This window comes from Algivirga pacifica (assembly GCF_039543525.1).
GTDB classification, from domain to species: Bacteria; Bacteroidota; Bacteroidia; order Cytophagales; family Flammeovirgaceae; genus Algivirga; species Algivirga pacifica.
In genome coordinates, this window is sequence record NZ_BAABJX010000016.1 from 42,147 (window position 1) to 54,141 (window position 11,995).

At 41.1% G+C, this 11,995-nt stretch carries 7 protein-coding genes; 4 read left to right on the forward strand and 3 right to left on the reverse strand.

Features of this window, described 5'->3' with window-relative positions; genetic code table 11:
- Positions 1 to 27: 27 nt before the first annotated feature.
- From ABD985_RS03890 to ABD985_RS03900, 3 genes are all read left to right on the forward strand, one after another.
- The gene (locus ABD985_RS03890; RefSeq protein ID WP_345369362.1) at positions 28 to 261 is read left to right on the forward strand and encodes a hypothetical protein; all 234 of its coding nucleotides are present in this window, start codon (positions 28 to 30) and stop codon (positions 259 to 261) included.
- Between the two features lie 153 nt (positions 262 to 414).
- Positions 415 to 1,782 carry a tRNA lysidine(34) synthetase TilS gene (tilS, locus tag ABD985_RS03895; RefSeq protein ID WP_345369364.1) on the forward strand — a complete coding sequence of 456 codons (1,368 nt, stop codon included), beginning with the start codon at positions 415 to 417 and terminating at the stop codon, positions 1,780 to 1,782.
- A 109-nt stretch (positions 1,783 to 1,891) separates the two neighbouring features.
- Positions 1,892 to 2,416: a Crp/Fnr family transcriptional regulator gene (locus tag ABD985_RS03900; protein WP_345369366.1), complete on the forward strand. Its 525-nt coding sequence runs from the start codon at positions 1,892 to 1,894 to the stop codon at positions 2,414 to 2,416.
- 122 nt (positions 2,417 to 2,538) lie between these two features.
- Here ABD985_RS03900 and ABD985_RS03905 read toward each other — a convergent pair whose 3' ends face one another.
- Positions 2,539 to 3,858: a dicarboxylate/amino acid:cation symporter gene (locus tag ABD985_RS03905; RefSeq protein ID WP_345369367.1), complete on the reverse strand. Its 1,320-nt coding sequence runs from the start codon at positions 3,856 to 3,858 to the stop codon at positions 2,539 to 2,541.
- 471 nt (positions 3,859 to 4,329) lie between these two features.
- Here ABD985_RS03905 and ABD985_RS03910 point away from each other — a divergent pair, with 471 nt between their 5' ends.
- On the forward strand, positions 4,330 to 4,929 hold the full coding sequence (locus ABD985_RS03910) for a sigma-70 family RNA polymerase sigma factor (RefSeq protein WP_345369369.1): 600 nt from the start codon (positions 4,330 to 4,332) through the stop codon (positions 4,927 to 4,929).
- Between the two features lie 108 nt (positions 4,930 to 5,037).
- Here ABD985_RS03910 and ABD985_RS03915 read toward each other — a convergent pair whose 3' ends face one another.
- Both ABD985_RS03915 and ABD985_RS03920 read right to left on the reverse strand, forming a co-directional pair.
- Positions 5,038 to 10,761 (reverse strand): PKD domain-containing protein, encoded by a 5,724-nt coding sequence (locus ABD985_RS03915; protein WP_345369371.1) that lies wholly within the window; start codon positions 10,759 to 10,761, stop codon positions 5,038 to 5,040.
- An 83-nt stretch (positions 10,762 to 10,844) separates the two neighbouring features.
- Positions 10,845 to 11,906 carry a PorP/SprF family type IX secretion system membrane protein gene (locus tag ABD985_RS03920; RefSeq protein ID WP_345369373.1) on the reverse strand — a complete coding sequence of 354 codons (1,062 nt, stop codon included), beginning with the start codon at positions 11,904 to 11,906 and terminating at the stop codon, positions 10,845 to 10,847.
- Between the last annotated feature and the right edge of the window lie 89 nt (positions 11,907 to 11,995).

The following is an 11,995-nucleotide window of genomic DNA, read 5'->3' on the forward strand; positions in this document are numbered from 1 at the left end:
TAATATTATCAAATCATTGCTTCTTTTATGAGTTTTGACAAAGAAAGAATAGGAGTGGGCAGGTTTTTAACATACCTTAATATGGAGGAAGGAGGAAGGAGGAAGGAGGAAGGAGGAAGGAGGAAGGAGGAAGGAGGAAGGAGGAAGGAGGAAGGAGGAAGGAGGAAGGAGGAAGGAATAAATAACTTCTGGAGAATCATTTTAATCTTTCATCCTTTATCCTTCTTCCTTCAACCATTTGAAAATAGCACTTCGCTATAAGTTTACTTCATCATGAGCTCACTAATGAGTTGTATCATTGGTTGAGATAAAATAACTTTTTGTAGATAATTGATAATTGATAATTGATAATTGATAATTGATAATTGATAATTGATAATTGATAATTGATAATTGATAATTAAAAATTGATAAATGGGTTTGGAGAGCGAAAGAGCTTTTGAAGAAAAATTTGAGGATTACCTTAAGCAGGAAGGCCTTTTTGGAAAAGAAGATCAATTGCTGCTTGCCGTTAGTGGGGGAGTAGACTCCATGGTATTATGGTATTTACTACAGCATTTCGGATATAAGATTACGATAGCACACTGTAATTTTAGTTTGAGAGGGCAGGCCTCCGATTTGGATGAGCGTATGGTAAGAGAAACTGCTGAACAGCAAGGAGTAGCTTGTTATGTACAGCGGTTTGATACGTTGGAGTATGCTGGAGATCATGGGTTGTCAGTACAAATGGCGGCAAGGGAGTTGCGTTATAAGTGGTTTAATCAGCTATTGGAAACGCATCAATTGGATTACTTGCTTACGGCCCATCATCAAAATGATTTGATTGAAACGGTATTGTTTAATGTTGCCAGGGGTACGGGAATAGAAGGATTGCACGGTATACGACCTAAGCAAGGAGTACTTTGCCGTCCTTTATTATTTACCGATAAGATAACATTGAAAGAATATGCTGGTGTCAAGAGTATTGTATGGAGAGAAGATGCTTCTAACCAAATCAATAAGTATACCCGTAACAAGATCCGTAATGAAGTAGTCCCTGCGTTGGAGGAAGTAGTTCCTCAGGTAGCGAGGGGAATTGAGAAAACAGCCTATCGAGTGGGATTGGTAGAGGAAGCATTTTTTAATGATTTGAATAAGTTAAAAGAGGTTATGCTTACTCAGGAAAGGGGTCGAGAGATTTATCAACTAAAACCATGGCAAGAAGATGGGAGGCAGTTTATTAAGCTGTATTATTTGCTTAAGCCATATGGTTTTCATTTTGATCAGGTGCAACAGTTTTTTGAAGGACTGGAGAAAGGAGCTGGAAGGTTTTTTGAAAGTGAGGCTTATATGTTGAGTAGTGACCGGAGTGCCTTTATAGTCACCCCTATAGGTGCTCTGATAGATGAGGTAAGTGATTCGATCGATTTAGAAGAGGAAACAAGGGATTTCAAAACGGCTTTATGGGAAGGTGAAATGACTACTTCTGTAGCGGACAATCTGGAAATATCTAAAGAACCTACTATCGCATATTTTGATCAAATTAAGTTAGTATTTCCTCTTTTGATTCGTAAATGGAAAGCGGGAGATAAGTTTCGCCCTATTGGGATGAGAGGTTCCAAAAAAGTGAGTGATTTTCTAAAGGATAGCAAAGTGCCAACGATAGATAAGCCACAAGTGGAGGTGTTATGTAGTGGAGGGCAGGTGATATGGGTGATGGGGTATCGTATGGATGATCGATACAAGGTTACCAAAAGTACTGCAGAGGTGTTGACTATTACTTTGAAACATAAAAAGGGATAGTATTTTCAATGAATACTTCAATAATCTCCTATATTTAGGATTATCCGTATTTTTACGATTGGCAGCAACCACTTTAATTAACAGCAAAGGCTAGAATCGATAGATATATATGTTCAGTTTTTTTAAAAGAAGCTATACGGCAGAAGAAAAGAAGATTTTTCGTTTCCTCAGACAAAATACGTTTTTCTCTACCCTTAGTGAGGATGAGATGTACGAGTTCTTGCCTTTTATGTACGTACGGCATTATGAAAAAGGAGAGGTGATTTTTTTTAGGGGAGATCCTAGCCAAGGACTTTACTTGATTAATAAGGGAATCGTGACCCTCAATATTGACGTAGAAGATAAATTTGAGGAGTTAACACATATGCGTCCTACAGAAGTGTTTGGAACCAATGCACTATTGGAGAACCGTAAACGTATTTATAATGCAATATGTTTTTCAGATCGCTGTGAGCTTTATGTGATTCCTGCAACCAATATTCAAGAGGTATTTGAGAATAATAAGCATATCAAGGCAAAAGTCATGATGGCAATGGCAGAGTATTATGACCATTATATGAGTAACTTATTTAGGGTTTATCAAGAGTCCTTTGGGTTCTTTGACTTGGGAAGAACATTTGTCTCCTCACAGTGAGTTTGAATGAAGAATGAAGAATTAATAATGAAGAATAATTAAGCCCATAAACGCCTTTAGCGTTTATGGGCTTATACTTTAAGGGAATCAAAGATTCCTCATTCTTCATTAATAATTCTTCATTATTTAAGCGGTGCGTGTCCTTCAGTGGTGCGGTCTACCATAATACATACTGAAGCATCTCCTGTCACGTTTACGACGGTACGGCACATATCCAATATTCTATCGGGAGCCAAAATCAGGGCAATACCTGAGGTCGGTAGTCCAAGTTGCCCTAGTACAATAATTAGCATAACAACTCCTGCACCGGGAACGGCAGCAGAGCCGATAGAAGCTAGGGTAGCGGTCAGTACAATACTTAATTGCTGTCCCAGGCTAAGGTCGATGCCATAAGCTTGAGCAATAAATACAGCAGCGACTCCTTGATAAAGGCTGGTTCCGTCCATATTAATGGTAGCCCCTAGCGGAAGTACGAAGCTAGCAGTGTCTTCATGGACGTCTAATTCTTCTTCTACTTGTTTCATCGTTACAGGCAGGGTCGCTGCACTGGAACTCGTAGAGAATGCCATGATTTGTGCCGGGAAAATTCCCTTCATGAACTTGCTATAGCTATATTTTCCAATGATTTTTAATAATAGGGGGTATATACCAAAGGCCATCGTAGCCAATCCTAGTACTACGACTGCAGAATATTGCAATAAAGTCATCAATAGCTCTGCGGCTTTGGATGGGTCACCACTGGCGATATCAGTGATAAGGGAAGCCAGTAAGGCAAATACACCAAAGGGAGCAAAGAGCATGATCAGGTTGACCATGGTAAGGATAACCGCATCGACTCCCTCAAAGAAGGCCTTGACAGGTGCCGCTTTCTCTTTAGGAATCATAACCAAAGCAATTCCGAAAAGGATAGCAAAGAAGATTACTTTTAGCATGGAACCGTTGTCGCTGGCAGAAGCGAAGATGTTAGAAGGGACCATATCCAATAAGGCTTGTAAGGGTCCTGCATCTCCCACTTTGGCTGCTACGGATTGCTTGCTGCTAACGGCTGAAGCAAACTTGTCGGCAAACATGTTACGAGTTTCTTCTGAGAAGCCTTTACCAGGCTCAAAGACGTTAACGAAGATCAAGCCAATAGAAACCGCAATCACGGTGGTCAAAAGATAGATGCCAATCGTTTTTGGTCCCATCTTGGACAACTTGGAGATATCTGACATGGAGGAAACCCCATTGATCAGAGAAACCAATACCAGTGGAACGGCGATCAGTTTTAGTAATTTGATGAAGATATCCCCAAAGGGTTTAATCCAGTGGGCAGTAAAACGTGTTAAGTCGATGGTGTTTCCAAATAGTTCAATCTGTCCTGTGAAACTCATCGTTAGTCCAACGGCAATACCTAACCCCATGCCGATGAGGATCTTCCAGTGTAAAGCTAGTTTATTCATTGTTTGTGTTCTTAGTTCAAAAAAGCCAAAAGGTATGTACTTTTTGATGGATATAAAGACCAATAATACGCATTTACTCTATAAATCGGAAAAATCGACCTCGCATATCGCCGGCTGATAGAAGTCAATTATTTTGTGAAATAGAAGTATTGCTAAATTTACAGTCAATGGTTAACTTTCAGTAATACTAAAAAGAAGGAAACATTCACTAATCACAAAGATTTAATCTAATAGGACAATTAATATAATATTTTGGACAATGAATAGTTAGGATTTATGTGATTAAGGTTGTAAAATTGCCTTATCAATACACGACTATGAGGTTTTTTGATCGTGTTGACTTAATTATAACAAATGTTGATAACCAGTGGTTTAACCGTTATCAATGGCTTTTTACTGAGAATGTATCTGTGGTGCTGTGAATAGTCAAACTATTTTAGTGGCAGATATAAATTCGTTAGATTTAATTTTATGAGGTCGCAAGATGTATTGTTGGAATACCAGCCCTTATTATATGCCATCGCTAACCGCATGGTAGGAGTAGGAATGGACGCGGAGGATTTGGTGCAAGATACTATGCTCAAGCTACTTAAGGTGGATCTGTCTAAGATTGAAGACAAGAAAAACTACTTGGCCAGGGCGATCACCAATAACTGCCTGAATTATTTGGAGGGATTGAAGAAGAGACAGGAAGTTTCTATACAGCATTTGATGCAGCAACTTACCAATAAGCTCCCGCATATTGAGTTGAATGGCAGTTTTATTGATTTGCCTTCAGAGGTGTCTACCAGTATCACCAAACTGATGACGACTCTTACCCCTTCTGAACGAGGAGTATACTTGATGAAGGAAGTATTTAATTACGATTACTCCGAAATCACAGAAATCTTTGAAAAGAAAAAAGACCATTGCAGACAATTGGTCAAAAGAGCAAAAGATAAATTAGACGAGGGGAAAGAGCGTTTCTCAGTAGACCCTCACGAAATAGAAGATCTTAAAGAAAAGTTTAACCAGGCTTCTTTGAAAGGTGAGATGAATAATCTTATTGAATGGTTAAAGAATAGTATGTAAAAAGTAAAAGGAGAAAGGAGAAAATTATTAATTTTCTCCTTTCTCCTTTTACTTTTTACATGGAGCTTTATTCTCAAAAATGAGTTCTTTCAAGACCTGTCTTCTTTCTTAGCGAATCAGGGTTACACTTCCATATTCTGCTTTTTTACCTTTATCGGGTTCCAGGTCACTGATGTATCGAATAACATAGTTGTATGCTCCTGCGGGCATATCTTTCCCTTTATACATACCATTCCACCCATTGCCTGGCTGCTGGGCTTCTTGAATATTGTCATAGGTATTACTAAAAATCACCTCTCCCCATCGGTTGTAAATTAAAAGCTCTATGGTATTGATATTAGCACCTTTGATATAAAACTCGTCGTTCAGTCCATCTTGGTTGGGCGTGAAAGCATTGGGAGCAAAGACCCTTGGAGGGCAAAGATCAGTAATGTATACTTCTTCTGTTGTGGTACACCAGGTACTATAGGTCGTATCGGTGGTGGTAAGTGTATAGCTCCCTTCAGCATATACCTCAAGCGTAGGCTCAGTACTGACATCACCCCAGGTGTATAGGTATTGTGAACCTTCTGGTCCACTGAGTGTCAATACATCACCAAACTCAAAGCAAAAGGTTTGCTTTTGCAGGACCTTGGGAGGGTTAGGATGAAAGATGGCATCGAAGGTCTGTATATAAGTACACCTTGTACCGTTGAGATGTTCTACAATACTTTCTAGTGTGTAGACGCCTTCTTTTTCAATGCTGAAAGTAGCTTCCTGACTAAGTATGTTGCCCTCTTCGTTTTTCCATTGGTAGACTTGCTGAAGACTGTCATAGTCTGTAATTCGACCATCTACCAGGATGGCTTCTCCATCACAACTTTCGTATTGGGAGGCAATGGGAGGGGTTGGAATAACATAGACCTTAATACTATCTAAAGTAGCGCAACGTATACCACTGTTGTGATTTTCACTAATCTCTACATAGTAGGTTGTATCTACAGAAGGGGCAACGGTGATACTGTTCGCCGTACTTCCGGTACTCCATTGGTGAGTGCTACTGCTCTCTATAGAGAGTGTGGCGGTAGCTCCTTCACATATATAGATATCATTACTCAGGGTGTAACTTGGAAGAGGTAAAACCTCTGTTTGTAGGGTTAGGGAATCCTCACATCCGGAAGGGAGGGTGTAGGCTACCGTAACCGTTTGTACACCACTCTTTTGATAAGTATAATAAGCTGTAGTGTTAGTAGTTGTTAGGTGCCATTGGGAAGGATTTCCTTCGTTATGAAACCTCCATCTTGTCTCGCTAACTTCCCCTGTAATCGTAAATACCGAAGGTTCTCCCAGACACACTGGATCGACAGTGATTTCAGGTACAGGCATGGGGTTGACCTGGAAATAATGGGTAAACGTAATATCACAATGATTCTCTGTACTCACCAATACCTGTAGAGAATCCATTCCACTGTTTTCGAAGGTATATTCTAATTGCTCACCTGTGCCGTCGTCAAATTGACCATCTCCATCGATATCCCAAAGTATAAGTGTTTCTTGTACCTGTTCACCTGTAAAAGGGGAATAGTCCAGTAAGGCATTGAATACTACGGATTGTCCTTCACAGATAGTGCCGTGTTCTATGCTTATATCAGGGGAGGGAAACAGGCTTAAATGAAAAGATAGTTCCTCTTCACAAACCGTTTCGGTTATATTTTTGGCTGGGTTTTCTAAGTCAACATAACGTGCTTCTATCCATGTCTTGATGCCAATGGTTTTCCCAGGTCCGTCAGGGTCTATGTTTAGAATATTCTCGTTTGGACCTGCAGAGAACGTAAGTTCATTCTGTCCTTGCAGTAGAGACCCATCGGATAGTATCCAAGCGTACTGTAGGGTAGCGTAATACGCCGCTTTTCCAAATTCATCATCTATGGTATATACTAGAACTTCTTCGCCGGGAATCAGAGCGTCTGCCTGTATATTCTCATCAAAGCTGATGGATAGATCTCCTTGCGTTAAACAATGTGCACTATCTTTAAATAATAGTGTTGGACAGGAAAGAATATTGATGTCACCCGAATAGGCCGCAGGGTAGGGACAACCTTCTTCATCATAAAAGGTGAGGGATGGAGTATGGCCGGGAGCAGTTTTGACTGCTTCGTACTGAAACGTTTGATTTCTGAAGTGCAATCGATTTCTTATCGTATCTACTTGTCCCGCTTGTCCATCTCCTGAGGCCCATAGGTAATAGGTTTCTTCTGGGTCTTTCTCTGGTAGTGCCGTCATATAAACGGCTGTTCCCTCATAACCGATTCTACGATCGAGTTCGTAAGCTCCCGCAACACCTCCTACACGAATAAATAAGGTGTCAGAAGGCGTGATACAGATTTCTCCGGTAGGCAGGATTTCTTTTAACGACATACTGACGTAATAGCCATCACCCTCTGGTGGACTAAAATAATGGGAAATACTTCCGGTGATTGAACTTCTGACCGTTCCATCTCCAAAATCCCATATCCATTCTACCGGGTAGTTGGCTTGCATGGAATCCCCTGCTTGGTCATAATACTGTCTTGGAGTACTGTTACCAATTGTTCCATCAATGGCATCACTAAAGGTGATGATCCCAGGGCAAGACAATACCGTGTCACTCGCACTAAAGGCTGCTACAGGATACTGCTGCTCAGGGATATCAATAGCCAAGTCAGCACTGTCCATACAGCTATTGGCATCAGTAACGAATAATCGAATAACATTCCTTCCAGAAGGTAATGCAGCATATAAGTCTTTTTCTTCTTGCAGTAAAAGGGTCGTTTGATTGGATAGGGTATCTACCCAATACCACGTAAAAGAGGGAGCCGGACGGTTGAGGACCTCATCAGCCGTAAAGCTTGGGCTGACGCTGATATAGGTGGTGTCACAGCTATAAATATATTCCACTGGAAGATCATCCAAGGTGATTGATGGACGTGATACATTGATAGTTACAGAGTCTTCATGAGCACAGCCATTTTCGGTAGTCACTTGTAATTTCACCTTATAACGTGCTCTTTGTGGAGCTTTTGGAGTAGTGAAACTATAGGAGAAAGGTGTGATTTCTCCTGTGCTGTTTTGTCCAGTTGCAATCGTATCTTCATCAATGATCCATGTCCATTGCAGACTATCAGAAGAAGAACTGAATGAGGTGGAATCAACAAAGAAATTAACTTCTGTATCTGTACAGGTAGTGGCAGTACTACGGTTAAGGTCAAAGAAAATACCTTTGACCTCTATGGGACCAAAGGAAAGTGTTTGCGTACACCCGTTTGCGTAATCAAGAGTAACCTGTCCCTGATAACTTCCAGGTTGCGTTATGCTCAAAGGAAGCGTTCCTGTGTTAGTCGCACTAGTGATAACCGTAGCTCCAAGGCTATCTGTTAAGGTCCAGTTATATTGTTGGACATCTTCACTATCTACAATTACACTGTCTTCCTCTCCTGTACATAAGATCTCTGGAAATGAGACCATAGGAGTAGGGAGTGTATCGGGCATTTGTACCGTGATACTATTACTTTCGGTACAAGTAGATTGCAGTGTGCCTGAAATTAGGGTAATACTGATATTGTCACCACTTTGTAATCCTCCATAAGGCTCCAGAAATAGTGTGAGACTATCTTCAGGAAAGAGAGGGGATGCATTAGGGCCAAAGGTGGTGGAATTCCCCTTGGCAGTAACTTCCCAAGTGAAAACATCTCCTATGGATTGATTACTGATCGTTAAGCCAAGAGGGCAAGGAGTAGTTGTTACCGTGAACAAGGCGCTGGGAGTGATAAGGTCACAGGTGTCTAAGGATGGGTCGTTGGCCAAGGCTTCTTCCTGACAAGGTAATAAACATAAGGTGGTTTCTATAGGGAGTTGCTCTTGTACAGAACAGGCATAATTCGGATAATAGGCCGATAGTGTAGGAAACTGTAACATATTCAGTGTACAGCCCTGATAAGTATGGGCACCATCTCCACGGTCATTTTCAGCAGGAACAAAGATATTATCACTTTCATAATCCCACTGATAAACTACTTCATTGGCATAGCTGTCGGGATAATTAGGGTCTGAGAAAGTAGAGGTATTCTCCAATTGAATCGCATTACCTAAGCACAAATCATTACCAGAAGGAGTGAAGGATAAGGTTGGCAAAAGTCGAACTTGTACTAATGTTTCGGCAGTTCCAATACAGGTTTGTGGTCCGTCGGGATTTTGAATTTGTATTTGAGTGCTGACACGGTAGTCACCCCATGGTAGATTCTCTAGGCTAAATGTGTTGCCATTTTGGGAGGTAGTAGGGTAGGTCGCTCTTCCGGTAGCTCCAACCTGCTGCTCGGTAATGTCCTCCAAGATCCATTCATGGGAGGTAATAGTACTGCCGGATGGTAAGTTATTGATAGAAGCTGTTAGTGTAGCATCGAAAGGAGCACAGCCTAATGTGCCTCCAGTGATCTCTACCGAAAGGGGAGCGTAACGCAAGGATACTTCTTCCAAGATACAGATAGTCCCTTCTTTTTCTTCTACTAGCTCAATTGTAGTATTGCCAGTAAAAGCCCCAAAGGATGGCGTCATGGTATTGGGAAACTGTAAATTGTCGTCGCCTTGTATTCTCCAATAATAGTTTCCTAGTTGACTATCATCCTCTAGTTCAATGATAGGGGTATAGGGGCTGTCACAATAGGACGTGACGGCGTTGATAGTTACTTGTTGGGTAGGAGTCACCTCAAAGGAATAGGTTTCCTGGCATAAAGCTACCTCTCCAATGGTAACCTGAATATTTTGTGTAATGGTTTGATTACTATTGTTAGTCAAGGTGTGTTGTACGCCTTCAGGTAAAGTACTCTCCAGTAAAGTGCCGTCCTCAAACTCCCATTGTACAAGTAGTCCATCCATGGAAGAAGGGAAGTCGGGTGTGAAAGATACTAGGCGATAAGGATCACAATAAGAGGTCTCTGGAAAGCTGATTGTGATATCTTCTTGAATGTTGGCAAAAGCTACGCTACTGCTACCGGATACCTGTCGACATCCATAAGAGTTGACCGTAACCGTTGCCAGGTATTCTTGCTGTGAATTGGCATAGGTATGGGAGACTTGTGGGACTTCTGTCGTGACAGTATTGCCATCTCCAAAGTTCCATTCATAAACGACAGCAGATAAAGGGAAACCACTTTGTGTGGTAATATCAGCAGTAAAAGTGACTTCCTGGGTTATCGAGCATCCTATGGAAATACTTGGGCTGAGTGTTACCTCAAAAGGTTCGACTACTGTGATGCCATTGCTTAGTAGAGCGCTAACTTCACAACCGTTGGCATTGATGGCAAGTAAGCGAATATCATAGCTTCCGGGGTTATTTAGGGTAACATCGATGGCATCACCTCTGATCAAAGTATTGTCTACAATATAAATAACATCTTCCAAGGTAGGGTCTGTATTGGAAATGCTGAAGGTCGTCCCTGCACATCCCCCTTCGGGTACAACCTCAATGCTAGGTGGAGTAGCATCAAAAACCTCTACTGTTCCTTCCAAGGCAACGCTGTTTCCGTTATCATATTCCGCAATAGCCTTGACTGTGAATACTCCTATAGTATTGAACTGCTCAAATGGACGTACTTGGGAAGAGGTATTCCCATTTCCAAAGTTCCAGTTGACACTGATTAAACCATTTTCCTCCGATAATCGAAAAGCCACTGCGACACCACCACATCCCTTGATGTGAGTTTGGTTCAGGTGATAGTCTGTGCCATCTACCGTTGCAATTAAATGCTGGGCTTGCAGAGAGAAACTTGTTGTCAAGTAAATCAGCCAAATAAGAAGAGTAGTATAGTATAGTTTCATATTATCGCTTATTGCTTATTGTTTATCGCTTTGCTACAGTTAATGAAAAATTTTAAACGATAAGCGATAAACAATAAACGGTATTAAAGAAATGGTCTCGGACACTTGGTATTGACCTTAATCCTTTTAGGAGGTTTTTCCCGATAAGGTTTGGGCTCATTGAAGGTAATAGACAATGAGATCTCGTGAGAACTAGCTTTATCCAACGGTAGGTTAGAGAGTGCAATGTCATAGCTATAGCCTATTTGAAGATTCTTGTATCTATAACCAGTCAATAGTGCCAGGGCGTCTTGATTGAATACCAGGTCACTATTTTCCTTAATTGGCAATCCTCTATACCATAGTCCTAGCATAAAGCTATTGGCATATCCGTATACCCCCAGACTCAATTGATCTGAAGCTCCCTGGAATTTGTATTGAAGGGTGACCGTTAATGTCTTATTGTCCAAGGTAGGAAGGTATCCTCGCCGTTTGTTGTATTCGAAAGGAATTACATAACCAGCTTGTAGGTCTACTTTAAGAGGTAGTGCAATTTGCTCCCCCAAAAAAGAGTAGCGAGGTGCATTAAGGTGCATGAAGGCGGCTCCTAACCACCATTGATCACTGTACAAGATACTACCAAAGGAAATGTCAGGTTGAAAAATCCGTTCCCTATTTAATGCTTCAGCCGTTCCGTTCATATTACCCAAGTTATCAATCTGGTCTCCAAATACGAAGTTGGCGTAGTTGAGGGTACTTTGGATAACTCCCCCCTGAATACTGCTATTGATATAGATTTTTTTTGACACCTTTAGGAGGTAGGCCACCGAAAAGTGAACACTATTTTGGTAAATCGGTAGGTCTGCATTGGGACCAATCAAATCATTCTTTAAAAGTAACCCCAAAGATATAGGTTTATCTCTGAATCGATGATCAAAAGAGGCCATATGTGTAACATAGTTAACAGGAAGCTGGTACCATTGATTACGATAATTGGCTGTGATTCGGGTGCCTTCGTCAATGCCCGTATATCCCGGATTGGCATATAAGGGAGCTGCATAATACTGCGTGAGCTGTATGTCTTGTGAACAGGCAGTAGAGAGCAGTCCATAAAAGAAGAAGGAGCAAAAGAATAGTATATATATATATTTGGGGTGGCTATTCATATGAATAAGCAGATGGTTGATTTTCCAGAAAAAAAAAGTTAATCAAAATCCCGAAAAAATAATGCCACAATGTAAGTTGCTGGCAATGA